26 protein-coding genes are annotated in these 24,400 nt (G+C 59.7%); 18 read left to right on the top strand and 8 right to left on the bottom strand.

Annotated features, from left to right (window positions below; all coding sequences use genetic code 11):
- The first annotated feature begins 166 nt into the window (after nucleotides 1-166).
- The 4 genes from SM765_RS02845 to SM765_RS02830 all read left to right on the top strand — a co-directional run bounded on the left by SM765_RS02845 (nucleotide 167) and on the right by SM765_RS02830 (nucleotide 3,640).
- A complete protein-coding gene (locus SM765_RS02845) occupies nucleotides 167-1,330 on the top strand; it encodes a bifunctional 2-C-methyl-D-erythritol 4-phosphate cytidylyltransferase/2-C-methyl-D-erythritol 2,4-cyclodiphosphate synthase (protein WP_274837016.1) in 1,164 nt (387 codons plus the stop codon).
- Nucleotides 1,327-1,824 carry a phosphatidylglycerophosphatase A family protein gene (locus tag SM765_RS02840; RefSeq protein WP_065270221.1) on the top strand — a complete coding sequence of 166 codons (498 nt, stop codon included), beginning with the start codon at nucleotides 1,327-1,329 and terminating at the stop codon, nucleotides 1,822-1,824. The genes SM765_RS02845 and SM765_RS02840 overlap by 4 nt, the downstream gene beginning before the upstream one ends.
- Entirely contained in the window at nucleotides 1,821-2,297 is a 477-nt protein-coding gene (locus tag SM765_RS02835; RefSeq protein WP_274837015.1) for a CinA family protein, read from the top strand. The genes SM765_RS02840 and SM765_RS02835 overlap by 4 nt, the downstream gene beginning before the upstream one ends.
- A 161-nt stretch (nucleotides 2,298-2,458) precedes the next feature.
- Nucleotides 2,459-3,640 carry an ammonium transporter gene (locus tag SM765_RS02830; RefSeq protein WP_065270219.1) on the top strand — a complete coding sequence of 394 codons (1,182 nt, stop codon included), beginning with the start codon at nucleotides 2,459-2,461 and terminating at the stop codon, nucleotides 3,638-3,640.
- A 123-nt stretch (nucleotides 3,641-3,763) separates the two neighbouring features.
- Here the strand turns inward: SM765_RS02830 and SM765_RS02825 are convergent, their stop codons facing one another.
- Nucleotides 3,764-4,210 carry a type II toxin-antitoxin system RatA family toxin gene (locus SM765_RS02825; protein ID WP_274837246.1) on the bottom strand — a complete coding sequence of 149 codons (447 nt, stop codon included), beginning with the start codon at nucleotides 4,208-4,210 and terminating at the stop codon, nucleotides 3,764-3,766.
- Between the two features lie 75 nt (nucleotides 4,211-4,285).
- Between SM765_RS02825 and hpt the strand changes: the two genes are divergently transcribed.
- Nucleotides 4,286-4,834, top strand: coding sequence for a hypoxanthine phosphoribosyltransferase (hpt, locus tag SM765_RS02820; protein ID WP_065270218.1), 549 nt, complete (start codon nucleotides 4,286-4,288; stop codon nucleotides 4,832-4,834).
- 36 nt (nucleotides 4,835-4,870) lie between these two features.
- Here the strand turns inward: hpt and SM765_RS02815 are convergent, their stop codons facing one another.
- Both SM765_RS02815 and lipA read right to left on the bottom strand, forming a co-directional pair.
- The gene (locus SM765_RS02815) at nucleotides 4,871-6,034 is read right to left on the bottom strand and encodes an amidohydrolase (protein WP_274834065.1); all 1,164 of its coding nucleotides are present in this window, start codon (nucleotides 6,032-6,034) and stop codon (nucleotides 4,871-4,873) included.
- The gene (lipA, locus tag SM765_RS02810) at nucleotides 6,031-6,984 is read right to left on the bottom strand and encodes a lipoyl synthase (protein WP_274832208.1); all 954 of its coding nucleotides are present in this window, start codon (nucleotides 6,982-6,984) and stop codon (nucleotides 6,031-6,033) included. The genes SM765_RS02815 and lipA overlap by 4 nt, the downstream gene beginning before the upstream one ends.
- Before the next feature lie 260 nt (nucleotides 6,985-7,244).
- On the opposite strand from lipA, the gene SM765_RS02805 reads away from it, so the two are divergent.
- The gene (locus tag SM765_RS02805; protein WP_274837014.1) at nucleotides 7,245-7,793 is read left to right on the top strand and encodes a peroxiredoxin; all 549 of its coding nucleotides are present in this window, start codon (nucleotides 7,245-7,247) and stop codon (nucleotides 7,791-7,793) included.
- 3 nt (nucleotides 7,794-7,796) lie between these two features.
- Here SM765_RS02805 and SM765_RS02800 read toward each other — a convergent pair whose 3' ends face one another.
- Both SM765_RS02800 and SM765_RS02795 read right to left on the bottom strand, forming a co-directional pair.
- Nucleotides 7,797-8,765, bottom strand: coding sequence for a LysR substrate-binding domain-containing protein (locus tag SM765_RS02800; protein ID WP_274828070.1), 969 nt, complete (start codon nucleotides 8,763-8,765; stop codon nucleotides 7,797-7,799).
- A gap of 44 nt (nucleotides 8,766-8,809) precedes the next feature.
- Nucleotides 8,810-9,868 carry a DUF6456 domain-containing protein gene (locus SM765_RS02795; protein ID WP_274834059.1) on the bottom strand — a complete coding sequence of 353 codons (1,059 nt, stop codon included), beginning with the start codon at nucleotides 9,866-9,868 and terminating at the stop codon, nucleotides 8,810-8,812.
- Between the two features lie 240 nt (nucleotides 9,869-10,108).
- Here SM765_RS02795 and SM765_RS02790 point away from each other — a divergent pair, with 240 nt between their 5' ends.
- Nucleotides 10,109-10,399: a DUF6477 family protein gene (locus SM765_RS02790; protein WP_274834057.1), complete on the top strand. Its 291-nt coding sequence runs from the start codon at nucleotides 10,109-10,111 to the stop codon at nucleotides 10,397-10,399.
- A gap of 105 nt (nucleotides 10,400-10,504) precedes the next feature.
- Here SM765_RS02790 and SM765_RS02785 read toward each other — a convergent pair whose 3' ends face one another.
- Entirely contained in the window at nucleotides 10,505-12,049 is a 1,545-nt protein-coding gene (locus tag SM765_RS02785) for a trimethylamine methyltransferase family protein (RefSeq protein ID WP_065270212.1), read from the bottom strand.
- A 287-nt stretch (nucleotides 12,050-12,336) separates the two neighbouring features.
- On the opposite strand from SM765_RS02785, the gene guaA reads away from it, so the two are divergent.
- The 11 genes from guaA to SM765_RS02730 all read left to right on the top strand — a co-directional run bounded on the left by guaA (nucleotide 12,337) and on the right by SM765_RS02730 (nucleotide 23,279).
- The gene (gene guaA, locus SM765_RS02780) at nucleotides 12,337-13,905 is read left to right on the top strand and encodes a glutamine-hydrolyzing GMP synthase (RefSeq protein ID WP_274837013.1); all 1,569 of its coding nucleotides are present in this window, start codon (nucleotides 12,337-12,339) and stop codon (nucleotides 13,903-13,905) included.
- Between the two features lie 555 nt (nucleotides 13,906-14,460).
- Entirely contained in the window at nucleotides 14,461-15,012 is a 552-nt protein-coding gene (locus SM765_RS02775; RefSeq protein ID WP_274837012.1) for a dTDP-4-dehydrorhamnose 3,5-epimerase family protein, read from the top strand.
- Nucleotides 15,013-15,410: 398 nt separating this feature from the next.
- Entirely contained in the window at nucleotides 15,411-16,142 is a 732-nt protein-coding gene (locus SM765_RS02770; RefSeq protein WP_274838937.1) for a hypothetical protein, read from the top strand.
- Nucleotides 16,135-16,950 carry a hypothetical protein gene (locus tag SM765_RS02765; RefSeq protein WP_274834050.1) on the top strand — a complete coding sequence of 272 codons (816 nt, stop codon included), beginning with the start codon at nucleotides 16,135-16,137 and terminating at the stop codon, nucleotides 16,948-16,950. The genes SM765_RS02770 and SM765_RS02765 overlap by 8 nt, the downstream gene beginning before the upstream one ends.
- Before the next feature lie 55 nt (nucleotides 16,951-17,005).
- Nucleotides 17,006-17,902, top strand: coding sequence for a DMT family transporter (locus SM765_RS02760; RefSeq protein WP_274832200.1), 897 nt, complete (start codon nucleotides 17,006-17,008; stop codon nucleotides 17,900-17,902).
- A gap of 76 nt (nucleotides 17,903-17,978) precedes the next feature.
- Nucleotides 17,979-18,893, top strand: coding sequence for a DMT family transporter (locus SM765_RS02755; protein WP_274837011.1), 915 nt, complete (start codon nucleotides 17,979-17,981; stop codon nucleotides 18,891-18,893).
- A 56-nt stretch (nucleotides 18,894-18,949) separates the two neighbouring features.
- Complete coding sequence (locus SM765_RS02750) at nucleotides 18,950-19,813, top strand: ATPase (protein WP_274834046.1); 864 nt, start codon at nucleotides 18,950-18,952, stop codon at nucleotides 19,811-19,813.
- A 50-nt stretch (nucleotides 19,814-19,863) separates the two neighbouring features.
- Entirely contained in the window at nucleotides 19,864-20,781 is a 918-nt protein-coding gene (metA, locus tag SM765_RS02745) for a homoserine O-acetyltransferase MetA (RefSeq protein ID WP_274837010.1), read from the top strand.
- Nucleotides 20,782-20,785: 4 nt separating this feature from the next.
- A complete protein-coding gene (locus SM765_RS02740; RefSeq protein ID WP_342455864.1) occupies nucleotides 20,786-21,733 on the top strand; it encodes an alpha/beta fold hydrolase in 948 nt (315 codons plus the stop codon).
- Nucleotides 21,734-21,799: 66 nt separating this feature from the next.
- Nucleotides 21,800-22,669, top strand: a complete 870-nt coding sequence (gene ppk2 / locus SM765_RS02735; RefSeq protein ID WP_274837009.1) for a polyphosphate kinase 2 — start codon at nucleotides 21,800-21,802, stop codon at nucleotides 22,667-22,669.
- Nucleotides 22,662-23,279 (top strand): TetR/AcrR family transcriptional regulator, encoded by a 618-nt coding sequence (locus tag SM765_RS02730; RefSeq protein ID WP_274837008.1) that lies wholly within the window; start codon nucleotides 22,662-22,664, stop codon nucleotides 23,277-23,279. Before ppk2 ends, SM765_RS02730 begins: the two co-directional genes overlap by 8 nt.
- A 126-nt stretch (nucleotides 23,280-23,405) precedes the next feature.
- On the opposite strand, the gene rpsI is transcribed toward SM765_RS02730, so the two are convergent.
- Both rpsI and rplM read right to left on the bottom strand, forming a co-directional pair.
- Nucleotides 23,406-23,891, bottom strand: coding sequence for a 30S ribosomal protein S9 (gene rpsI, locus SM765_RS02725; protein WP_065270201.1), 486 nt, complete (start codon nucleotides 23,889-23,891; stop codon nucleotides 23,406-23,408).
- A 5-nt stretch (nucleotides 23,892-23,896) separates the two neighbouring features.
- Nucleotides 23,897-24,355, bottom strand: coding sequence for a 50S ribosomal protein L13 (rplM, locus tag SM765_RS02720; protein WP_065270200.1), 459 nt, complete (start codon nucleotides 24,353-24,355; stop codon nucleotides 23,897-23,899).
- Between the last annotated feature and the right edge of the window lie 45 nt (nucleotides 24,356-24,400).

Below are 24,400 nucleotides of genomic sequence, written 5' to 3'. Positions count from 1 at the left end.
GCAACTGAGACTTTTCTAACCGGGAGCGCCGGGGAGAGACAATGAAATGGCCCCGAATGATCCAATATTCCAGATCGACTGCCTATTTTTTAAGCGCAACCCCATGGGTGATTGCCTCTGTAACCGGCAGGTCCTAAACAGCCAAGCAAAAGCCGGAGGCTGCCTTTTGACCACTGCCGCTCTTATCGTTGCCGCCGGTCGCGGAACCCGCGCTGGCGGCGGCCTGCCCAAGCAATGGCGCCCGCTGAAAGGGCGCCGCGTCATCGACTGGACCCTGGCTGCTTTTCGGCAGGCGGGGATCGAGAAGATCGTGCTGGTCCTTTCGCCCGACGACAGCGAAGCATGGGCCGAATTTCAGGGACAGCCGGGGATTGTCCTGGCCCCAGGGGGCGATACACGCTCCCGCTCCGTTCTGAACGGGCTGGAGGCGATTGAGGCGCAGAACATCACCAGAGTGCTGATCCACGACGCTGCCCGGCCCTGCATCACCCCGGATTTGATTCATGCGGTAGAGGACGCGCTGACCACAGGCCCGGCAGCGGCTCCGGCGCTGGCGGTCACAGATGCGCTGTGGACCGGGCACGATGGCAAAGTCACCGGCACCCGCGACCGCGACGGGCTATTTGCCGCGCAGACACCGCAGGGCTTTCGCTATGCCGAGATCCTTGCCGCGCATCGCGCCCATCCGGGTGAGGCATCAGACGATGTGGCCGTGGCCCGCGCTGCCGGGCTTGACGTTGCCATCGTTCCGGGAAATCCAGACAATATCAAAATCACCGGCCCTGCGGATTTTGCCCGGGCCGAGGTGATCTTGGATAGAGCAGATAACGACAGGTCAGAAGAGGACAGGATGGATATCAGGCTGGGAAATGGCTACGACGTTCACAGATTTGGTGCGGGCGACCATGTTGTGCTCTGCGGCGTAAAAATACCGCATGACAAGGGGTTGCAAGGCCATTCTGATGCCGACGTCGGCATGCATGCGGTCACTGACGCGATCTATGGCGCGCTGGCCGAAGGCGATATCGGCCGCCACTTCCCGCCCTCCGATCCACAGTGGAAAGGCGCGGCGAGCGACATCTTCCTGCGTCACGCCGTCGAGCTGGCGCGCAACAAAGACTTCCAAGTTTCCAACGTCGACTGCACGCTGGTTTGTGAATACCCCAAGATCACCCCGCATTCCGCAAAGATGCAGGCACAAATGGCATCGATCCTTGGCATTGATGCAGATCGGGTCTCGGTCAAGGCGACAACATCCGAACGGCTCGGCTTTACCGGGCGCAGCGAAGGGATCGCGGCGCTGGCCACCGCGGCATTGGTGAAATCATGAATATCGCAACAGCAATCGGAACCGTTCTGGGCGTCGGTTATCTGCGCCCGGCCCCCGGCACCTGGGGATCCTTGGTGGCGCTACCGCTGGCCTATGGCTTGCATCTGGTCGGCGGCTTTCCCCTGCTTGCTGCGATGACCCTAATCTGCACCGCCGCGGGCCTCTGGGCTGCAGCCGAGATGACGCGCGGCAAGGAAGACCTCGATCCGTCCGAATTCGTTATGGATGAACTGGCCGGTCAGTTCCTGGCGCTCTGGGCGATTTCCTATCCATCCTGGGCGCATGGCATCGACATCACCGCTCTATGGCCGGGCTGGGTCACGGCCTTTGTGCTGTTCCGCCTGTTCGATATCCTGAAACCCGGCCCCGTCGGCTGGGCCGACCGCAAGAAAGGCGCGGTCGGAGTGATGATGGACGATGTGATCGCCGGGATCTTTGCAGCCATTGGCGTTGCCCTGCTGGCTGGCCTGTCGCATGGGGTGCTGGGGCTGTGAGTGTCGATGTCGCGGATCTGATCGCCCGCGCAGCCAAGGCAGGCGTGACCATCGCCACCGCCGAAAGCTGCACGGGGGGCATGGTCGCCGCTGCCCTGACCGATATCCCGGGGTCCTCGGCGGTGCTGGATCGTGGCTATGTGACCTATTCCAACGATGCCAAAACCCAGATGATCGGCGTGCGCCCGGAAACGTTGGACGCGTTCGGCGCGGTGAGCGAGGAAGTCGCGCGGGAAATGGCCGAAGGTGCCCGCGCCCGCGCCGGAACCACCCTAGCCGTGTCGATCACTGGGATTGCCGGACCGGGCGGTTCTGAGTTCAAGCCCGAAGGCCGGGTCTGCTTTGGCCTCTCTGCCGAAGGGCGGGAAACTCATGTGGAGACCATCGAATTTGGCGCCCTAGGCCGCCCGCAGGTTCGCGCCGCCAGCCGGGATCATGCCCTTTCCCTGCTGGAACGGGCCATTTCACATTAAGTTCATAAAGCGGGCAAACGAGCGCATTTCTTGCCCAATTATTAATCGCTTCGCTAAAAGCTGCAAAAAACAGCGCCCAAGCAGAGCATGATGCTTCTTTTAGCATCGTTCTTGCGTTTTGTCGGCCTCCAACCACTCAATTTTGATGGAAGGAACCCAAAATGAACGGAGCTGATACAGCCTGGATCATTGTGGCGACGGCTTTGGTGCTCTTTATGACGCTCCCCGGTCTCGCGTTGTTTTACGGCGGGCTGGTACGTGCCCGAAATGTACTCAGCGTTTTCATGCACTGCTATGCAATTGCCTGTTTGATGAGCGTTCTGTGGCTGGTCGCAGGATACTCTATCGCATTCGGCGGCGGCACCAGCGGGTACTGGGGCGGGCTGGACAAGCTGTTCCTGAGCGGCGTTGACGCGGACAGCCTGGCGGGCACCCTGCCCGAGGTTCTGTTCTTTGCCTTCCAGATGACATTTGCCATCATCACACCGGCGCTGATCGTTGGCGCCTACGTGGAACGGGTTGGGTTTGGCTTTGTGCTGACCTTCTCCGGGCTGTGGATGCTCCTCTGCTATGCGCCTGTGGTGCATTGGATCTGGGGCGGCGGCATGCTGTCCGATGGCGGTATCTTTGGTGACATTGGCGTGCGTGATTTTGCCGGCGGTATCGTGGTGCATGAAACCGCAGGCCTTGCCGCGATCATCATCGCCGTCTTCCTGGGGCCGCGCAAAAACAGCACCACCCCACCGCACAATCCCGGCTTTGTCGTGATCGGTGCGGCCATGCTCTGGGTTGGCTGGTTCGGCTTTAACGGCGGCTCGCAACTCGCTGCGGACGGTGGCGCTGCCATGGCGCTGACCGTGACGCATATTTCGGCCGCCACGGCATCGCTGACCTGGGCACTGTGGGAAAAGATCAAATACGGCAAAGCCTCGGTTGTCGGCATCGTCACGGGCACCATCGCTGGCCTCGCCTCGATCACCCCGGCGAGCGGGTTTGTCGGCCCGGTTGAGGCCCTGATCATCGGCGCCATCGCGGGTATCCTGTGCCAGGAAGCGGTCAATCTCGTGCGCAATGTGCTGAAGATCGACGACACGCTGGATGTCTTTGCCGTGCACGGCGTTGGCGGCATCTTCGGTACCATCATGATTGCCGTCTTTGGTGCAGGCAGCTGGGCTGCGCAACTGGGCGGTCTGGCAGTCGTGGGCATCTTCACAACGGTTGTCACTGTGGTTCTGGTCAAAGTGGTCGCTGCTGTCACCGCCCTGCGCGTCGATGCCGAAGCCGAAACCAACGGTCTGGATATCTCGGCCCATGGTGAACGCGCCTACGATCTGTCCAGTTAAGACAACAACTTAGAGAACTGAATTTCCTGAGGCAGGCCCCTTTTTTTGAAGGGGCCTGTTTTGTGTCAGCCGCTGTCACTGCGCGGCGAGTGGCAAGGCTGCCCCGGCCACCAAGGCAGGAGACTAGCCGTAAAGATCCGCCGCCCGCCCTTCGAATGCGCGCACGATGCGCTGCATTGCCTCGTTGAATACCACGCCGATGATCCCCTGAAGAACCGCGTTTTTGAACTCGAAATCGACAAAGAAATCGACATTGCAGCCGCCATCGGGACGATCTTCAAAAGACCAGTTGGATTTCATGTAGCGGAACGGACCGTCGAGGTATTCGGTATCGATCTTGCGCGTCACAGGAAACAGGGTCACCCGGCTGCCAAAGCGTTCGCGGAACACTTTGAAGGAGATCACCAGATCGGCCTCCATAACCTCAGCATCGCCCTGTGGCGTCACGCTGCGGATCCGGGCTGCGGCGCACCAAGGCAGGAATTTGGGATATTGCGCCACATCCGCCACCAGATCGTACATCTGCTGTGCTGAATAAGGCAGCTGGCGGGTTTCCGAATGGGTGGGCATGGTTTCGTCGAATTTCCTGCTATGATCGTGCCGCGTCATGTCCTATGAACGCGCGGGAATTTCAAGGGGTCAGCCATGTCACAGCGTCCATATGTCATCGATGTGATGATTTCAGCCAAGGCCATCGCCGCACGGATCGAAGAGCTTTGCGGCGATATCCACGCCGAGTTCGGGGACACCGACAAGCTGGTCGTCGTCGGCCTGTTGCGCGGCAGTTTCGTCTTTATCGCCGATCTTGTCCGCGAGCTGGACCTGCCGATCGAGGTCGATTTCCTTGAGGCGTCCTCCTACGGTGACGGCATGGAGAGCAGCCGGGAAGTGCGCATTCTCAAGGACTTGCGCGGCGCCATTGAAGGTCGCGACGTGCTGGTCGTGGAGGATATCGTCGACACCGGTCACACGCTGAACCACGTGATCGGCCTTTTGAACAGCCGCAAGCCCGCACGGCTCAAATCCATTGCGCTGCTCGACAAACCCTCCCGGCGGGAGGTGGATTTCCGCGCCGACTGGATCGGTTTTGAAATCCCCGATGAATTCGTCGTCGGCTACGGCATCGATTTTGCGCAGCGCAACCGCAACCTACCCCATATCGGCAAAGTCCGCTTTACTGACGACGGCGCCTGATCCCGCGACATAGTCTGGCATAGGCGGCAACCTCGTTCAGTGGTTGCCACCTGGCGCCCGGTTCAGAACAGCGTCGATTGCAGCGGCAAAGATCGCAGACCCAACGGGGATAAGCTCATCCGGGAAATCATAATCCGGATTGTGAAGCTGCGGCATGGTCTCGCCTGCGCCGAGCCAGAACATAGCGGATTTGGCCACCTTGGAGAATTGACCAAAATCCTCTGACCACGGCTGTGGCACCTGCCACAACTGCGCTGGGTAACCCGCTGTTTCTGAGCCAAAAGACAAGATCTCGGTTGCCTCAGGGTGGTTGGCGCACGCATCAAAGACATCGTCATAGGAAACGGTGTATTCCAGCCCCTCTGCCGCGCAGACCTCTGCAAGAACCGCGTTAGCTTCCCCCATCAACTGCTCCATCCGGGTATCGGTCACGGTCCGCAGGGTGACCCAGATTTCCGCCTCTCCCGGCGCGATGCCGAATGTCGGCTCCCCCAGCCAGGCGTGGGTCAGGGTCACGCGGGCGAAATCGGCGGACATCGCGCCGCCCGGCCCCAGTGCCACCAGTCCCGGCATCAGCTTGGTCAGTGCCCCGGCCGGGGATACCCCGTCCTGCGGCGCCGCTGCATGGGAGGTCTTGCCCATCAGCCGGATCCGCATGCCGCGCGACGCGCAATTTGCGGGTCCTTGACACAGGGCAACCGCACCGGCAGCGAGACCCGGATAGTTGTGAAGTGCAAAGGCATAGTCTGGTTTGATGCGTTCAAATTGCGGATCTGCAATAACAGCCGCGGCGCCCTTACCGGTTTCCTCGGCGGGTTGGAACAGCAGCACCACCCGGCCCGTTTGCGGACGGGTGCGCGCCAGATCCTCCGCCAGGGCGGCAACCATCACCATATGGCCGTCGTGACCGCACAGATGCCCGCGCCCCGCATGACCCGACCGGTAGTCGGCGTCAGAGACTTCCTCGATCGGCAACCCATCCAACTCACAACGGATCAGCACCGTCGGACCCTCGGCAGCGCCACGATAGACGGCGGCAACGCCGTGTCCGCCCAGCCCGGTCAACAATTCATCCGGCGCGTGTTGGCGTAGATACCCCGCAACCACATCGGCAGTTTTTTCTTCACTTCCAGAGACTTCCGGGATTGTGTGAAGCCTGTGGCGCAGCGCGGTCAGCTGCGCCAGACGCTCAGGCGTCATGCCCGCCCCAGCCTTGCATTCCGGGCCTCGCGCAGCCGGGCAAAGTCATCCCCTGCGTGATAGGACGACCGGGTCAGCGGCGTGGCCGATACCATCAGGAAGCCCTTGCCGTAGGCCGCCTTTTCGTAAGAGGCGAATTCCTCGGGTGTCACAAAACGATCCACTGCGTGGTGTTTCGGGGTCGGCTGCAGATACTGGCCGATGGTCAGGAAATCGATATCCGCAGCGCGCATATCGTCCATCACCTGCTTCACCGCCTGCGCGTCCTCGCCCAGCCCCACCATGATGCCCGATTTGGTGAACATCGACGGATCCAGCTCCTTCACCCGCTGCAAAAGGCGCAGCGAATGGAAATACCGCGCGCCCGGACGTACCTCGGGGTACAGACCCGGCACCGTTTCCAGATTGTGGTTGAACACATCCGGGCGGGCCTCAACGACGGTTTCCAGCACTTCCGGCGCACATTTGATGAAATCCGGGGTCAGGATCTCGATCGTGGTCTTCGGGCTCCGGTGGCGGACGGCCCGGATAGTCTGAGCGAAATGCTCGGCGCCGCCGTCCTCAATATCGTCGCGGTCAACGGATGTGATCACAACGTGGTTGAGACCCAGTTTTTCCACCGCATGGGCGACCCGGCCCGGCTCAAAGGCATCCAGTTCCTCGGGCGGCTTGCCGGTGGCAATGTTGCAGAAGGTGCAGGCCCGGGTGCAGACCTCCCCCATGATCATCATGGTGGCGTGGCCCTGGCTCCAGCATTCGCCCACATTGGGGCAGCCGGCCTCTTCACAGACGGTCACAAGATTGTTTTCCCGCATGATCTTGTGGGTGTCGGCATAGCCTTTTCCACCGGGCGCCTTCACGCGAATCCAGCTGGGTTTCTTCGGCTGTTCGTTATCGGGGCGGTGCGCCTTTTCCGGGTGGCGCTGCGCGGGGATTTTCAGGTCTCTCACGGGTTTTTCCCTTGCGGCAACTGTTCATCCGCTGATGTATCACAGCCGCAGAGCAATGACACGGCCATTTCTGCAACCCTGGTTTCACCCTTTCGCAACCGCCGCCGAACCGCGCCTTCAGCGGCATCGTGCCAGGCTTGTGATCATCCAACTCTGCAATGCGGTGCTGAACATTGCTTGTGCAGCATTCCCCATTGCAGCGTTTGCGCAAGTTTATTAAGCCAGCGCCCAGAACCGATTTTCACCATATGGAGACCGACATGAAAGCTGGCGTCAAACTGCCCGAGGTAACCTTCCACACCCGCGTTCGCGACGAAGCGCTCGAAGGCCCGAACCCGTTCCGCTGGGAAGACAAAACCACCGCCGACTATTTCGCGGGCAAGCGCGTTGTGCTGTTCTCGCTGCCGGGCGCCTTCACCCCGACATGCTCCACCTACCAGCTTCCCGGTTTCGAAAACGGCTTTGCCGATTTCAAAGCCGAAGGTATCGATGCGATCTACTGCATGTCGGTCAACGACAGCTTTGTGATGAACAAATGGGCGGAATCGCAGAACCTTGAAAACGTTCAGGTTATCCCGGACGGTTCCGGCGAGTTCACCCGCAAGATGGGCATGCTGGTGGCCAAGGACAACCTCGGCTTTGGCGCGCGCAGCTGGCGTTATGCCGCCATCGTCAAGGACGGTGTCATCGAAGCCTGGTTCGAAGAGCCCGGCCTGTCGGACAACCACGCCGAAGATCCCTATGGCGTCTCCTCGCCCGAAACCGTGCTGAACTACCTGAAAACCGCCAAGGCGGAAGTTGCAGCCTGATCTTCAGGTCTCATGATCTTCAGCGGGCGCGCCCGGCGCGTGCCCGCTGTCCTGCCTGCACTGGCTGACAATCCCTTCCCCCACCGATCTGACGACCTCGGCCAGTTGTTCGAACCAGCCTTCGCCGTCGGTTGAATCGCGTCGCACCAGTCCGATACGCCTATATGGCTGCGGCTCCGGGAACCTCTGAACGCGCAATCCTTCTGCACCGCCGCATTCTGCCTGCGCGGCAATTTCCGGCATCAGGGTCAGGCCGAATCCTGCCGCAACCAGTCGTGACAAGGTAGCCAGCGATCCCGCCCCCATATTGATTTCCGGCGCGGTACGTTGCATCCCGCAGATATCGAGCGCCTGATCGGTCAGGCAATGGCCATCCTCTAGCAGCATCAGCTGCTCTGATCGCAGGTCCTGCGGGCGAATGCCGGGACCATGGGCATTGATCTGCTCCAGACGGTTGCAGGAGCCCGCCAGCAGGAACCGGTCGCGAAACAATTCAACCTCGACCAGACCATTACCGCCACTGGGCAAGGCCAGCACCGCTGCATCCAGCTCCCCGGCCTGCAACAGTGCCAGCAGCCGCTCTGTCGTGGCCTCACGCACTTGAATCGCCAACTGCAAATCAACCGCGCGCAGCTGCGCCAGCGTGCCGGGTAGTAGATAGGGCGCAACGGTGGGAATCACCCCAAGGACAAGACTACGTCGTCCGCTGCTTTGATCCCGGGCCGTGCGGGCCAGGGTCTCAGCCGCCTGAAGCACCGCGTCGGCCTGCGCCAGCACCTGCCGCCCCAGCGGGGTCAAAACCACATCGCGCGCACGGCGTTCCACCAGCGGGCCACCCATCACGTCCTCAAGCGCGCGGATCTGAACCGACAGCGCCGGTTGGGAGACATGACAGGCCTCGGCCGCGCGGCCAAAGTTCCTGTGGGCGCATAGCGCCTGAAAATAGGTCAGTTGCCGCAGTGTAAAGTTCATAGCCTCTATTTATCCCGGCCAATCAAAACCACAAGCCATAGTTATCAGCCGATCAGTCTTTCCTGCTCTCCCTCCTGTCCGCAGGATTCGTAGTGGGATTGCAGCTGCTGCAGGGCGATGCGCAGCACGATCTTTCCAGATCGCGCCGACCAGCCAAGCTGCCGCTCTGCCGCCTCAAGCCCTTCAAGGTAGCAACAACAGCGCAGGGCGATATCGCTGAGCCCGGCGCCAAGGGCCGCCAGTGCCCGCCGCGCCCGGTCCCGGGCCGCCCGGGCTGTTGCGCTTGGCATCGGGGTTGGTTCAGGTCTGGCACAGGACTCACCGCCGAAATAAGCCGCCTCCTGCATCAGGTGATTGCCGATCTGGGCCACTTCGAAATCCTCGCGCAGACGTTTGCCGACCTGAACCAGGTCGGGCGGCAGGAAGGGCTCGCCGTTCTTGTCGATAAGCCGCGCCAACATATCCATCGGTGTCTCCCCGCCGCCATAACGTGTGCGCCTGGGGCGTGGAGATTGTCCTTTGTGGCCGCTGGGGCCCCCGGCAAGGGCCGCGATTCCGTTTTCGGCACGGTTGCGTGCCTTGTTCTCACGCTCGGCGACCAGCCGGGTCAGAAGGTTACGACCGTTACTGGTGATCTGGTAGCGGCTGAGCCGTCCGGGCCGGGTGCAATCAATCCAGGTCAACAGCGCCATGGCCCCGGCCAGCCCGCGGCTCACCGACAGCTTCGCCTCGACCGGATCGCCCTGCCGGACCACCACAGCGGTTTCCATACCCTCGGCCACCGCCAGAACAGCGCCGGGTTGCGCAAGACGCGTGAGGATTTCAACAGAACGGGCTTCAAGCAGGGCAGTTTGCGAAGGCGGCAGCGCCCCGCTTTCCTGAGCCCCAGAATGGCAACACGCCAGCGCAGTCAGAATGCTATCGATTAACGGGTCGTCGCGCCGGGTCTCAATCCGGCGCACCTGCCGCAGCACCGTAGACGGATGACAGCCCGCCTGACGGGCCAGTTGCCGGATCGATTGCCCTGTTTCCGTATGCTGCAGATACCTTTGCGCATCCTCGGGAAGCCAGTCCGGCAGCTTCGAAACAGATAGTGTAACCATGATATCAGATCCCCGACTGTTGTTCAGGGAATAATCCACGGGGCACCCCCATGGTTACCCACAAGGGGATCGCGTCCTACTCACCTGTTTTTAAACAAAACTTCGCGTCTGACCATCATTCATTTCAAATTTATATCAATCAACCGACAATACAGCGCGCGCCAGTATGCCCTGCGCCGCAACACCCGCTCTAGTTGTGTTATGACATCGCCGCCCGTCGTCACAGAAAGGACCCGCGCGATGCAAGATGCTCTTAGCCGCCTAGCGGCGTTGCACCGACCCCGCCTTCTTGTCCGCACCGCCAGAATTGGCGCCAGCAGCTACCTGCGGGAGAAGAGCCTGAACCGATTGCTGGGATATGGCGCCCGGCCCAGCCCGTCGGCAGCGATCCTGAAACTGTTGGACATGGAGTATGAGCTCAACGCATGCCGCCTGCTGCGCGATACGGGGTATGACCTGCGCCGCCATATCGAGGTGCTGATCGCGCTGATGGGAGAGGCAAATCTCCTGCGGAGCAGTAAGGAAACATAATCCTCTCGGGGCGTTACTCATTCGACAGAACAGAAAAAGGCGGCAGCCGCATGGCCACCGCCTTACAGGGCCGCCCATGCCGGACAGCCCACAGCTTTCCGAGGCTTACAGGAAGGAATCCGGCATGGATGCCTTTTTCTCGGCCACGTAGGCTTCCAATGCATCCTTGATCGCCGGGTCCAGCGCAGGCGGCTGATAGGTCGCCAGCAGGTGATCAACCCGCGCAGAGGCAAGCGCATAGGTGTCGCGTGCGCCTTCCTCTTCCCAGGTTTCAAAGGGCTTGTAATCCAGTAGATCGGATTTCCAGAACGCCGTTTTAAAGTTCGCCTGCGTATGGGCGCAGCCCAGATAATGGCCGCCGGGACCTACTTCGCGGATGGCATCCATCGCCTGATCGTCTTCGCTGACGGTGACGCCCTTGGCCAACCCATGCAGCACGCCCAGCTGATCTGCATCCATCACGAATTTTTCGAAATCGGCCACCAGACCGCCTTCGAGCCAGCCACAGGAGTGCAGCATGAAGTTGACGCCAGACATCAGCCCCATGTTGAGCGAGTTTGCCGTTTCATAGGCGGCTTGCGCATCGGGCAGTTTCGAGCCGCAGAACGACCCGGCCGAACGGAACGGCAGCCCCAGACGGCGCGCCAGTTGGCCCGCACCATAGGTCACCAGCGAGGCTTCGGGCGTGCCAAAGGTCGGTGCGCCGGAGTTCATGTCGATGGAAGACACGAAGGCGCCGAAGATGACCGGAGCGCCAGGACGGATCAACTGGCTATAGGCCACACCAGCCAGAACCTCGGCCAGAACCTGCGTCAGCGTGCCCGCCACCGACACCGGCGCCATGGCACCGCCAACGATAAAGGGCGAAATGATGCAGGCCTGATTGTTCTTGGCATAGACTTCCAGCGCGCCCATCATCACATCATCGAATGTCATCGGCGAGTTGATGTTGATAAGCGAGGTCATCACGGTGTTGTCCTGCACGAACTCCTTGCCGAACAAGACGCCGCACATATCAACCGAATCCTGCGCGCGGCTGGGTTCGGTGACCGATCCCATGAAGGGCTTGTCGCTCAGCGTCATATGCGCCAGCAGCATGTCGAGGTGACGCTTGTTGACGGGCACGTCGGTCGGTTCACACACGGTACCACCCGAATGGTGCAGCCATTTGGACATATAGCCCAGTTTCACGAACTTCTGGAAATCCTCCAGCGTCGCATAACGACGGCCACCTTTGGCATCGCGCACGAAGGGCGGGCCATAGATCGGCGCCAGCACCAGATTCTTGCCACCGATTTCGACGCTTTTTTCCGGGTTGCGCGCGTGCTGGGTGAAGGTGCTGGGCGCGGTTTCGCACAATTTGCGGGCCAGGCCACGGGGAATGCGGACCCGTTCGCCCTGAACATCCGCACCAGCGGCCTTCCAGCGCTCCAGTGCTGCAGGATTATCGACGAAGTTGACGCCGACCTCTTCGAGGATGGTCTCGGCGTTGGTCTCGATAATCTCTATGGCTTCCTCAGTCAGAACTTCAAAGTTCGGAATGTTCCGCTCAATGTACTTGGCGGTTTCGATCTTGATGCTCGAACGTTCGGCGCGACGGGCGGCGCCTCCGCCCCCCCGGCTGCGCCGGCGCGGTGCTGCTTCAGTCATTGTTTTTCCTCACCAAAGCCGTGTCATTGACCTCGTGTCTACGCCCTTGCCCCGGCGCGGCGCCGAAGGATAACGGCCAATCAGGTTGAAAACCGACATATTCGCGGCAAAATTTCTAGGCACTTCTGTACAGTATTGCACCGTCTGCGATGACGATGCCGTTCAGCTGGGCCTTGCATCTATGATTAGGTACCAAAGCCGCACCTAAGGGGGCAAATCCTTGCAGAGACAGGTTTCAGGCCATCTGCCCTCTTGCCAGCCGCCCTGTCTGCCCCTATGAGCCAGACATGAGCCAGACATCCCATGACCGCCTCCTGATTATCGACTTTGGCAGCCAGGTCACGCAGCTTATTGCGCGTCGCCTGCGCGAGCTGAACGTCTATTGCGAAATCCACCCCTATCAGAATGTCACGATGGGTTTTGTGCGCGAAATGGCGCCCAGGGCCGTGATCTTCTCCGGGGGTCCGGACAGTGTGACCCGCGAGGGATCCCCCCGCGTGCCGCAAGAGATTTTTGACTATGGCGTGCCGATCCTTGGCATCTGCTACGGCCAGCAGGTGATGATGCACCAGCTAGGCGGCAAGGTGCTGTCGGGCCACGGCACCGCCGAATTCGGCCGCGCCTATGTGACCCCGACCGTCGACTCCCTGCCGCTGCTGAACGGATGGTTCCAGGACGACAGCGACCGCGAGCAGGTCTGGATGTCTCACGGCGACCACGTCAGCGAAATCGCACCGGGTTTCAAGGTCTACGGAACATCGCCCAACGCGCCCTTTGCCATCACCGGGGATGTTGCACGCAACTTCTACGCCGTGCAATTCCACCCCGAGGTGCACCACACACCAAACGGCGCCAAACTCTATGAGAACTTCGTCAAACTGGCCGGGTTCAGCGGCGACTGGACCATGGGCGCCTACCGCGAACAGGCCATCCAGGCGATCCGGGATCAGGTCGGCGACAAGCAGGTGATCTGCGGTCTGTCCGGCGGCGTCGACAGCTCGGTTGCGGCCGTGCTGATCCACGAGGCGATCGGCGATCAGCTGACCTGCGTCTTTGTTGACCACGGTTTACTGCGCAAGGGTGAGGCCGAAGAGGTTGTCACCATGTTCCGCGACAATTACAACATGCGCCTGATCCACGCGGACGAGCAGGACCTGTTTCTGGGGGAACTGGAAGGCCAGTCCGACCCGGAAACCAAGCGCAAGATCATTGGCAAGCTGTTCATCGACGTGTTCCAGAAACACGCCGACACCATCGAAGGCGCCGAATTCCTCGCTCAGGGTACGCTCTACCCTGATGTAATTGAGTCCGTGTCCTTCTCGGGTGGGCCTTCGGTCACGATCAAATCCCACCACAACGTGGGCGGCCTGCCTGAGAAGATGGGTCTGAAACTGGTCGAACCACTGCGCGAGCTGTTCAAGGACGAGGTCCGTGCGCTGGGCCGCGAGCTGGGCCTGCCGCAGAGCTTTATCGGGCGTCACCCGTTCCCCGGGCCGGGTCTTGCCATCCGTTGCCCCGGCGAGATCACCCGCGAAAAGCTGGACATCCTGCGCGAGGCCGACGCGGTCTATATCGACCAGATCCGCAAGCATGGCCTTTACGATGATATCTGGCAGGCTTTCGTTGCGATCCTGCCGGTGCGCACCGTCGGCGTGATGGGCGATGGCCGCACCTATGACTACGCCTGCGCCCTGCGCGCGGTGACTTCGGTCGATGGCATGACGGCGGATTACTATCCGTTCACCCACGAGTTCCTCGGCGAAACCGCCACCCGGATCATCAACGAGGTCAAGGGCATCAACCGCTGCACCTACGACATCACCTCCAAGCCTCCGGGCACGATCGAGTGGGAATGATCCTTCGCGTGTAAGTCGTTGATACTATAGATTGGCGACTTACACATTTTCTCTGGGCGCTTATTCTCTCGGCGCTCAGACCAAACATTGATTTTCCGAGGCTCAGACCTCCAACTCTGAGAATGGGGAGTGTGGCGCGGATTTCGAGTGATGACGTCCCGCATCCCATTGTTTTGCGACGTCTCTTAGAAACACGTGCCTCGGCTGGTACGGATAGCGTGCAACTCTGTCGTGACGACTGACCAATCAAGGCCCCCCCAATCATCTCGGCAACGAAGCCCTGACCGCGCCAAACCATGCTGTGGTCTGCGCTCTCCCGTAGAAACAAATAGGCACTGCTCCAGCAGGCGCACCTACGGGCTGTCTCTTCTGCACGGGAATAACGTCACCAATTTCGGTGACTAAAACTTCGTACATTCCCTGCACACACCGGCACTCGTTTCTTTCCCAGGAAAGAGAGAGTTCCGCGCAAACACCGCACCAAATCTTGACTACGCCCCACCCCCCGACTACAAAACCTATGGCATTATGAAAATTCGAAACGAGACAAAAACAATGGCTAATCAGTTCGAAAAAATCCCCACTACGCTGGATGATGTCTTTGTCCTAAAACGTTTCACACACACCGACGAACGCGGGATATTTACCAAAACATATAATTCCAAGATGTTCGATGAGTTAAACCTAGGAGACTCCATTGAAATCCGAGAATCTCTGTGCAGCATCTCGAAAAAGAACGTTATACGCGGAATGCATTACCAGACCGCCCCTTATGGCTGCGCAAAAATTGTAAGCGTTGTCAAAGGCGAGATTATTGACGTCATTGTTGGAGTGGGCGGAGCGTCAAACGAACGAAACAAAGGCAAATTTTTCTCCGTTAACCTATCCGACAGAAACCGGAAAAGCCTATTTATTCCGGATGGATACGCGCACGGCTTTCTGGTTCTTAGCGAAGAGGCCGTAGTTGTTTATCATCAGACAAATCATTTTGACGCGGCTTCTGACACCGGAATTCATTTTGATTCATTTGGATTTAAATGGCCGGTACAAAGCCCTATTATCAGCGAAAAAGACGCAGCGCTTCCGGGGTTGAACGAGGTTCTCTGATGCACTCAAAGGATTATTCGACCTGAGACCTTATTGGATCAAAATATGGTTAAAAACGGAGCGTTGATGAATGCTCTGAAATACTTCAAACGGCTCCTTAAACATCCGCTCCACACCGCATTATTCATTTACCAAGCGGCGACGGGATACATTTTAAATTCACTCCTGTACGCAACAGTGATGCGCTGAGGCAATACAATCTAGCAATACGGCGTTGCCGATTTTCGATAGCTATCCCGTCCGCCTTGAGTACTTTAACGACCGGATAATTTTGGTCTGACACTTACGAAGATTTCCGACCGGGTTCGAACCTCCCTTTTTTTCAACTTAAGAATACATATTTTTAACACATCCTTCCTAGTTTGCTTGGCGTTGCTTCAGTACGCAAAGGCTGACCCGTGATCATTTGCCACCCTCTCAGGCTCATTTTCATCAAGACGATGAAGGTCGGGGGAACGTCGTTCGAGATCGCCCTGTCGAGCCTGTGCGATGGCGACAGCGTCATCACCCCCATTGCTCTGGATGATGAGGCTTTGCGCCGCAGGCTGGGGATTCTTGGCCCGCAGAATTATATCGCTCCAATCTGGCACAACGCTGATGGCGAAGAATACTGGAGAAGTTCAGGAGATTTCGTCAACCACATCCCGGCCCCAAGGGCTAAGGCCCTTATTCCACCCGACGTCTGGGACGAATATCGCAAGATTACCATCTGGCGTGATCCCTTCGATGTGGCCATTTCGCGCTATTTCTGGGTGGGCGGCACCGCAACCGGGATGCATTTTGACGAGTTTGTCGACCGTCACCGGAGCTTCCTGCACGACAATGCCCGGATCGCACCGCTTACAGGAGAAGCCGCTCTCGACAGCTATCTGCGGTATGAATGCCTTGCGGATGACATGGAGTCGCTTCAGGTGCCCGGCCTGAAAGAGCTGTTCCAGGCGTTGAACGCAAAGAGCAATATCCGCCCCAAATGGGGCACATCTGTCGCGGAAACATATTCCATGTTCCCTGCCGCGGCAGAGATCATCGCAGAAGAGTGCAAGGAAGAAATCGCCTTTTTTGGCTATCAGAATCCATTGTCACATGCGCCCCCCCAAGCAGCACAAACAAAGGACAAAATCCATGTCTGAGCTCATATTCTCCCTCGCAGCAGGCCGGTCTGGCAGCGCCTGGCTTGCTAAGTTTTTGGAAGCAAACCTAGGCTTTCCAACCGTGCACGAACCGTTCGGCATTGACGATTTTGGCAATACCATGCCGGATATTCGCACCATGCGCTCCTTCAATATGCGCGGGATGGATGACGTGGTCCGCGGGTTCTGGGGCCGAAAGATGGCAAGCCTGCCAAAAGACAAGCCCTATGCGGAAACCAACCACACGCTCGGCAAATGTGGTCTGATCGAAACTCTGATCGATCATCCGCGCTGCGACGATACGACAGTCATCATCCTGCGTCGGAACCTAGCCAAACAATGCGCCAGCTACATCCAGCGCAATGATTGCGGGAACATGACGCTATTGTGGCAATGGTACCTGGCCCCCAATTATCGCAATGTCATCCTGAAACCCGAGTCCTTCCTGAAAATGGGCGTCGTCGGGACCGCGCTTTGGTACACGCTCGAAATGGAATGCCGTCAGCAATATTATGAACAAGTTTACGGCGACCGCGTCAGATTTGTGCATGCTCAGCTGGAAGACGTCATCACGCCTGAGGGCGCCCGCAAGCTGCTTGCGGATCTTGGCCGAGACCAGGCCGCAACGCTTCCTCCAAAGGCCAATGCGAATGTGGCGCCTCCTGACGTTGGGCTGATCGATGAGATCGACACTTTTCTGTCGAAAACCGGTTTCGACGCCCAAGCGCTGGTGGCCCAGTACCTGGATGCGGGGTTTAGCCTGGATCAGTCACACAAGAAACAGCCACAGGTCGCTGCCTCCTCTTGACCCTACCATGCAATTGGGCCTTCTTGCTGCCCAAGCCATGCGGGGGGACGACACAATGCAAGAGCAGCCAATACAGATCGCCAAGGCGGCACTGTGGATGACCGGCTCGATCGTGTCGTTCTCCTCCATGGCTATCGCCGGGCGCGAGGCGGGGCTGACGCTCGATACCTTTGAGATCATGGCCTACCGCAGCGTGGTGGGCGTGATCGTGGTGGTGGCGATCCTGACACTGACCGGCAAATGGCATCAGGTCAGCCGCGAGCGCATGGGGCTGCACCTGGTGCGCAATCTGGCGCATTTTACCGGCCAGAACCTATGGTTCTTCGCCGTAACGGTCATTCCGCTGGCTCAGGTCTTCTCTCTTGAATTCACCTCCCCCATCTGGGTGATCATCCTGTCCCCCCTGATGCTGGGCGAGCGTATGACCCGGGTGCGGGCGGGCGCGGCAATGCTGGGCTTCATCGGCATTCTGATCGTCGCGCGCCCCTCGCCGGAAACGATAAACGCCGGTGTTCTGGCGGCGGCTGGCTGCGCGATTTTCTTTGCCCTGACGGCGATTTTCACCAAGCGCCTGACCCGCCACGAAAGCATCGCCTCTATCCTGTTCTGGCTCACCTCCATGCAACTGGTGTTCGGCTTTGCCATGGCAGGCTGGGACGGCGATGTAGCGGTGCCGGATGCTGCCACCCTGCCCTGGCTGGTGCTGATTGGCCTTGCCGGCCTTACCGCGCATTTCTGCCTGACCAACGCCCTATCGCTGGCCCCGGCCACCGTGGTGATGCCGATCGATTTCACCCGTCTGCCCGCCATCGCGATTCTGGCGATGATCCTTTACGGCGAAGAGGTGGTGATCTGGACCCTGCTCGGCGCTGTGGTGATTTTCGCTGCGAACTACATCAACATTCTGGATGCGTCCGGCAGGCTGCGCCCGCGCGGTGCGCGCATCGGCTAGAGCTTTCTGCCCAAACGGCAGATTAAGCCGCAGGAAACGGGTCGCGGCAGCATCCCTTTCGGCGCAGAAAAGCGGCATGACAACACAGCATTCCATATCCCCCCGCGCTTGGGTCGAGCTGAGCCTCTTGGCCTGCCTCTGGGGCGCCTCCTTTCTGTCGATCCGCATCACACTCAACGAAGTGCCGGTACTGACCTCGGTATTCTACCGTTGCGCGGGCGGCGCCGTGGTCCTTTGGGTTGCGGTACTCCTCCTGCGTCTGCCGCTGCCGCGCGCGCCCCAGGTCTGGGGGAGTTTTCTGGTGATGGGGCTGCTCAACAACGTGATCCCCTTCGTGCTGATGGCCTGGGGACAGCTCCATATCGAAACCGGGCTGACCTCGATACTGAATGCCACAACGGCAATATTCGGAGTTCTGGTGGCCGCGCTGTTCTTTTCCGATGAAAGGATCACGGCACGGCGGGCCATCGGAGTCGCCTTGGGGTTTCTGGGTGTATCGACGGCCATTGGCCTCAGCAGTTTTGCAGATTTCGATCCGCGCAGCGCGGCGCAGTTGGCAGTTTTGACCGGCACGCTCTCCTACGCGTTTGCAGCGGTCTGGGCAAAACAGCACCTCGCTGGCCTGAAGCCGCAAGTGGCCGCTGCGGGAATGTTGACAGGCTCCGCCCTGATCCTGCTGCCCCTCACGTTGGTTGTGGATGGGGTGCCGCGCCTTGATCTGATGCCAGTCACCTGGCTCGCGATTTTCTACTATGCGGTCTTTGCTACGGCGGGGGCATATCTTCTGTACTACCGGGTGCTGGCGATGGCGGGCAGCGGCAACCTGATGCTGGTGACGCTGATGATCCCGCCCGTTGCCATCCTTCTGGGCGCCGTGGTGCTGGGCGAGGCCCTGCCGCCCCACGCCTACCCCGGATTTGCGCTTCTGGCGCTTGGCCTGCTGATCATTCAGGGGCGCATTCCCCTGCCCCGACGCCTTCGGCGGAATTGACCCGGCCGCAGACACTGGCTAGCAAGGCGCCAGGTGATCAAGGATCTGGAATGCCAATGCTTTATTCTTCCGCTCAGGCGTGGCGCGACGCCCCCAGCAAACGCGTGCTGTTCTTTGGCATGTCGGGACTCGGCAAGACCTACATCAGCAACATCCTGCGCGGCGCGGGGGGCTGGTTCCACTACTCGATCGATTACCGCATCGGCACTCGCTACATGGGCGAATACATCGCCGACAACGCCAAGGCCGAGGCGATGAAGGTCCCCTTCCTGCGTGATCTGCTGCTGTCGGATTCGATCTACATCGGATCGAATATTACCTTCGACAACCTGACACCGGTCTCCTCCTACCTCGGCAAACCCGGCAGCCCGGCCATGGGGGGCCTCCCGATGAGCGAATACCGTCGCCGTCAGGAACAGTTTCGCCTGGCCGAAATCCACGCCCTGCTGGATACCGAATATTTCATCGACCGGGCCGAGCGGCTTTATGGCTATCCGCATTTCATCTGCGACACTGGTGGATCGATCTGTGAATGGGTGGATGCCGAGGATCCGAATGATCCGGTCCTGACCGAACTGTCCAAACACACGCTGATGGTCTGGATCAAAGGTGACGAGGCCCATACCGAAGAGTTGATTCGCCGCTTTGATCGCGCGCCCAAACCGATGTCCTATCAGCCGGAGTTTCTGAGCAGGGTCTGGGAAGACTATCTTAGCAAAAACAATGTATCAGAGGCAGATGTTGACCCCGATGCCTTCATTCGCTGGACCTATGCGCAGGCGCTGGCGCACCGTCAGCCGCGCTATGAGGCGATGGCGCAGAACTGGGGTGTGACCGTCACCGCCGACCAGATCAGCGCCGTGCGCGACGAGGCTGGTTTCGAGGACTTGATCGCCAGCGCACTTGAGAGTGCCGCCTAGGCAGCTTATCTCTTGCCCTCAGCCTAACACATGAACCGCAAGGACCTGACATGCCTATCAAGATCCCTTCTGACCTGCCCGCCTATGACGTTCTGACGAACGAAGGCGTGATGGTCATGTCGCCGGATCAGGCGGCGCGTCAGGATATCCGCCCGTTGCGCATCGGCCTGCTTAATCTGATGCCGAAGAAGATTCAGACGGAGAACCAGTTCGCCAGGCTGATCGGCGCGACGCCGCTCCAGATCGAACTGTCTCTGATCCGGATGACCGAGCACCAGACCCGCAACACCGCGGCCGAGCATATGGCCGAATTCTATCGCCCCTTTCAGGAGGTGAAGGACGAGCGCTTTGACGGGTTGATCATCACCGGCGCCCCAATCGAACATCTGAATTTCGACAACGTCACCTATTGGGATGAGCTGCGCGAGGTGTTTGAATGGACGCAGACCAATGTGCACTCCACCTTTGGCGTCTGTTGGGGCGGCATGGCGATGATAAACTATTTCCACGGCGTCAAGAAACACATGCTGGATCACAAGGCCTTCGGCTGCTTCCGACATAAGAACCTCGCGCCTGCCTCGCCCTACCTACGCGGGTTTTCAGACGATTGCGTCATTCCCGTCTCGCGCTGGACCGAGATGAAACAGGATGAAATCGACAGCCATCCAAAGCTCATCACCCTTCTGGGAAGTGATGAGGTTGGCCCCTGTCTGGTCGAGGATCCGAACCATCGCGCACTCTATATCTTCAATCACTTCGAATATGACAGTGATACGCTGAAGCAGGAATACGACCGCGACGTTGCCAATGGCACCGAGATCAACGTGCCGGTCAACTACTACCCGGATGATGACCCCAGCCGCACGCCGCAGAACCGCTGGCGCAGTCATGCGCATCTGCTTTATGGCAACTGGATCAATCAAATCTACCAAAGCACGCCCTTCGATCTGAACAACATCGGTCAATAGCGCATTGTTATCGCTTGCCTTTGCCATGGCAGCAGGCGTCGGCATCACCGCCCTGCAAGGATCCCGGCGGGAGGCCCGCGCCAGGGCCAGCCACCCGCCTGAAGGCCGGTTCATTGAGGTGGGTGATGCCCGCGTGCACGCGGTCGAGATGGGCCAGCCGCAGGGCTCGGCGCCAGATCTGGTGCTGATCCACGGCTCCAACGGCAGCACCCGCGATATGAGCTTTCGCCTCGCCCCTGCGTTGGCCGACCGTTTCCGCGTACTGATGTTCGATCGCCCCGGTCTCGGCTATACCGCAGCGCCAAAGGCTGGCAATGCAACGCTGGGGGATCAGGCGGCCCTGCTGCAACAGGCCGCGGCCAGCCTTGGCGCCGAACGTCCCATCGTGCTGGGGCAAAGCTATGGCGGGGCCGTGGCGCTCGCCTGGGCTGTCTACCATCCGGATGATCTCTCGGCGCTGGTCTCGGTCTCTGGCGTATCGCACCCTTGGGATGGCTCGCTTGATCCATTCTACAAAGTGACAGCCTCGCCGCTGGGCAGCCGTCTGGTGGTGCCGCTGATCACCTCCTATGTGCCGGAACGCACCGTGACCCGCGCGCTGGAGGATGTCTTTGCCCCCCAACCAGTGCCAGAAGGATACGCCGAGCATTTTGGTCCCGGACTGACCCTCAGGCGCGGATCGCTCCGGGCCAATGCCCTGCACCGGGCCAACCTTCTGCGCGATATCAAGGCGCAGGCACCGCAGTATGACCGCATCAAGGTACCGGTCGAGCTTGTGCATGGCGACGCCGACACCACCGTTGGGGTTCATCTGCACGCCGCAAGACTGGTCAAGGACGTGCCGCAGGCCCGGCTGACCCTACTCGACGGGATTGGCCACATGCCACACCATGTGGCCACCGGGGATGTGACAGACGCCGTGGACCGCGCCGCCGCCCGCGCCGGGCTTTAGGTAAATCGGAGTCACATTGCGCCGCGCAATGCCCTATAAAGAGTTGAGGACAGGAAGGTTTTGCCCATGACATTGCCATTTGACGGCGCCATCAGCCGCTATTTCGAGACCGGCGCGCCTTCTGACATCCGCAAGGCTATCGCCGATGCGGGAAAGAAGGCGATATTGGATTCGGACTATCCGCATGCCGCGCGGATGAAGAAAAAGTCCTATGAGCAATCCATGGACGCGCTGCAGATCGAGCTGGTGAAACTGCAATCCTGGGTCAAAGCCTCTGGCGCCCGCATCGCCGTGGTGTTCGAAGGCCGAGATGCCGCAGGAAAAGGCAGCACAATCAAACGCTTCCGCGAGAACCTTAACCCCCGCGGCGCGCGGGTTGTGGCGCTGCAGAAACCAACCGAGGCTGAACAGACCCAATGGTATTTTCAGCGCTACATCGACCATTTGCCCTCGGGCGGTGAAATCGTATTTTTCGACCGCAGCTGGTACAATCGCGGCGTCGTCGAAAAGGTCTTTGGCTTTTGCACCGACACGCAGCGCGAGCGCTTCTTCCATCAGGTTACAGGGTTCGAGGAGGCTCTGGTCGAGGACGGCATTCACCTGTTCAAGATCTGGCTGAACGTTGGCCGGGCCGAGCAGCTCGATCGGTTTCTGGCCCGCGAATCCGATCCGCTGAAGCATTGGAAGCTCAGCACCATCGACGTAAAAGGGCTGGAACGCTGGGACGCCTATACCGATGCCATCGGCGAAACCTTCCGCCGCAGCCACACCAAGGTGGCCCCCTGGACCGTCGTCCGCTCGGACGACAAGCGTCGCGCGCGGCTGGCTGCCATCCGTTCGGTCCTACGTGGACTGGATTATGACAACAAAAACGCCGAGGCACTCGGGGACGTAGATCCCCTCATCTGTGGCGGACCGGACATCTGGAATGCGTAAACGCGGCTATCATCACGGCAACCTGCGTCAGGCCCTTGTGGAATCCGCACTGGGTCTGATCGAGGCAAAAGGCCCGACCGGCTTTACCCTGTCCGAGGCGGCAAAACAGGCGGGCGTCACCCCGGCGGCAGTCTATCGCCATTTCGAAGGCCGCGAGGATCTGATCGCAGAGGCCGCGAAACAGGGCTTTGCGATGTTCGCCGATCTGATGCAGCACGCCTATGAAAAATATCAGCCCTCGGCCCTCGCGGCATTTGAGGCAACGGGACGGGCCTATCTCGCCTTTGCCCGCAAACATCCCGGCCATTACATCGCGATGTTTGAAAGCGGTATTTCCGTCAACCGCACGCCCGAACTGGCGGATGCCGCTGCCCGCGCACGGGGCATCCTTGAAAAGGCTGCTGCGGATCTGAGCCAGCACATCCCGGCCGAAAAACGCCCGCCCGCAGCGATGTTTTCCGCCCATATCATGGCGCTGAGCCACGGGGTTGTGGAGCTTTATGCCCGCAACACGCCCGGTGCCACCTCGCCCTTATCGCCCGAGGATCTGCTCGAAAGTGGGATCATGATCTATCTTCGGGGCCTGGGTCTGATTGAACCCGACAAATAGGCACCGCGACTGCGCCTGTGTACGCAGGTTCCAGGGCGGTCCAATCCCCCGTTTCAACCACACAGACAAACCACAAAAAAGGCCGCAGATTTCTCTGCGGCCTTTCTCTGTTCTGCTGTCCAGCGATTAACGCTTGGAGAACTGGAACGAACGACGCGCTTTGCGGCGGCCGAATTTCTTACGTTCAACAACACGGCTGTCACGGGTCAGGAAGCCAGCAGCTTTCAGAGCGCCGCGCAGGGCGGGATCATAAAGCTGCAGAGCTTTGGAGATGCCGTGCTTGACCGCACCGGCCTGACCGGAAAGGCCACCGCCTTTGACGGTTGCGTAGACGTCGAACTGGTCTTCGACACCGGCAACGGTGAACGGCTGGCGCAGGATCATCTGCAGCACCGGACGGGCGAAGTATTTGTTCAGCTCTTTGCCGTTCACTTCGACCTTGCCGGAACCCGGCTTGATCCAGACGCGTGCGACTGCGTCTTTCCGCTTACCGGTTGCATAGGCACGACCCAGCTCGTCACGGACGGGCTCACGGGAAATGGTTTCTTCAGCGACAGCTTCAACGCCTGCAACGGCGCCCAGCTCTTCGAGAGTGTTGATCTGATCAGCCATCGGTCTCAGCTCCGCGTGTTTTTCTTGTTCATGGATTTGACATCCAGAACCTCGGGGGCCTGGGCCTCATGCGGGTGCGCGGCACCAGCATAGATACGCAGGTTGCTCATCTGCTGGCGCGCCAGACGGTTGCCCGGCAGCATGCGCTTCACAGCCTGATAGACAACACGCTCGGGGTGCGCGCCTTCCAGGATCTGTTGCTTGGTGCGGGACTTGATGCCGCCCGGGTGGCCAGTGTGCCAGTAGAAGTGCTCGTCGCGCTTCTTGCCGGTCATCTGTACCTTGTCGGCGTTGATGATGATGACGTTGTCGCCCATGTCCATGTTCGGCGTGAACGACGCTTTGTGCTTACCGCGCAGGCGCATGGCAACGATCGAGGCAAGACGGCCCAGAACAACGCCTTCGGCGTCGATCAGGATCCAGTTCTTCTCGATATCTGCCGGAGTAGCAGAGAAGGTTTTCATGGCAGGTCTATCCTGTTTGTCGTGAAGATGAGCCGGAATACAACT

The organism is Pseudophaeobacter sp. 1A09344 (assembly GCF_041008745.1).
Lineage (GTDB): Bacteria > Pseudomonadota > Alphaproteobacteria > Rhodobacterales > Rhodobacteraceae > Phycobacter > Phycobacter gallaeciensis_A.
The sequence above is the reverse complement of the archived record's forward strand: the minus strand, read 5'-3'. Positions and strand labels throughout refer to the sequence as shown.

Excerpts from the sequence above, each read along its gene's own strand:
- SM765_RS02765 (WP_274834050.1), top strand. The coding sequence starts at position 16,135 with ATGTCTGAGCTCATATTCTCCCTCGCAGCAGGCCGGTCTGGCAGCGCC.
- SM765_RS02840 (WP_065270221.1), top strand. The coding sequence starts at position 1,327 with ATGAATATCGCAACAGCAATCGGAACCGTTCTGGGCGTCGGTTATCTG.
- ppk2 (WP_274837009.1), top strand. The coding sequence starts at position 21,800 with ATGACATTGCCATTTGACGGCGCCATCAGCCGCTATTTCGAGACCGGC.
- SM765_RS02755 (WP_274837011.1), top strand. The coding sequence starts at position 17,979 with ATGACAACACAGCATTCCATATCCCCCCGCGCTTGGGTCGAGCTGAGC.
- hpt (WP_065270218.1), top strand. The coding sequence starts at position 4,286 with ATGTCACAGCGTCCATATGTCATCGATGTGATGATTTCAGCCAAGGCC.
- metA (WP_274837010.1), top strand. The coding sequence starts at position 19,864 with ATGCCTATCAAGATCCCTTCTGACCTGCCCGCCTATGACGTTCTGACG.
- SM765_RS02815 (WP_274834065.1), bottom strand. The coding sequence starts at position 6,034 with ATGACGCCTGAGCGTCTGGCGCAGCTGACCGCGCTGCGCCACAGGCTT.
- SM765_RS02790 (WP_274834057.1), top strand. The coding sequence starts at position 10,109 with ATGCAAGATGCTCTTAGCCGCCTAGCGGCGTTGCACCGACCCCGCCTT.
- rpsI (WP_065270201.1), bottom strand. The coding sequence starts at position 23,891 with ATGGCTGATCAGATCAACACTCTCGAAGAGCTGGGCGCCGTTGCAGGC.
- SM765_RS02825 (WP_274837246.1), bottom strand. The coding sequence starts at position 4,210 with ATGCCCACCCATTCGGAAACCCGCCAGCTGCCTTATTCAGCACAGCAG.
- rplM (WP_065270200.1), bottom strand. The coding sequence starts at position 24,355 with ATGAAAACCTTCTCTGCTACTCCGGCAGATATCGAGAAGAACTGGATC.
- SM765_RS02775 (WP_274837012.1), top strand. The coding sequence starts at position 14,461 with ATGGCTAATCAGTTCGAAAAAATCCCCACTACGCTGGATGATGTCTTT.
- SM765_RS02800 (WP_274828070.1), bottom strand. The coding sequence starts at position 8,765 with ATGAACTTTACACTGCGGCAACTGACCTATTTTCAGGCGCTATGCGCC.
- SM765_RS02785 (WP_065270212.1), bottom strand. The coding sequence starts at position 12,049 with ATGACTGAAGCAGCACCGCGCCGGCGCAGCCGGGGGGGCGGAGGCGCC.
- SM765_RS02795 (WP_274834059.1), bottom strand. The coding sequence starts at position 9,868 with ATGGTTACACTATCTGTTTCGAAGCTGCCGGACTGGCTTCCCGAGGAT.
- SM765_RS02760 (WP_274832200.1), top strand. The coding sequence starts at position 17,006 with ATGCAAGAGCAGCCAATACAGATCGCCAAGGCGGCACTGTGGATGACC.
- SM765_RS02805 (WP_274837014.1), top strand. The coding sequence starts at position 7,245 with ATGAAAGCTGGCGTCAAACTGCCCGAGGTAACCTTCCACACCCGCGTT.
- SM765_RS02830 (WP_065270219.1), top strand. The coding sequence starts at position 2,459 with ATGAACGGAGCTGATACAGCCTGGATCATTGTGGCGACGGCTTTGGTG.
- guaA (WP_274837013.1), top strand. The coding sequence starts at position 12,337 with ATGAGCCAGACATCCCATGACCGCCTCCTGATTATCGACTTTGGCAGC.
- SM765_RS02730 (WP_274837008.1), top strand. The coding sequence starts at position 22,662 with ATGCGTAAACGCGGCTATCATCACGGCAACCTGCGTCAGGCCCTTGTG.
- SM765_RS02750 (WP_274834046.1), top strand. The coding sequence starts at position 18,950 with ATGCTTTATTCTTCCGCTCAGGCGTGGCGCGACGCCCCCAGCAAACGC.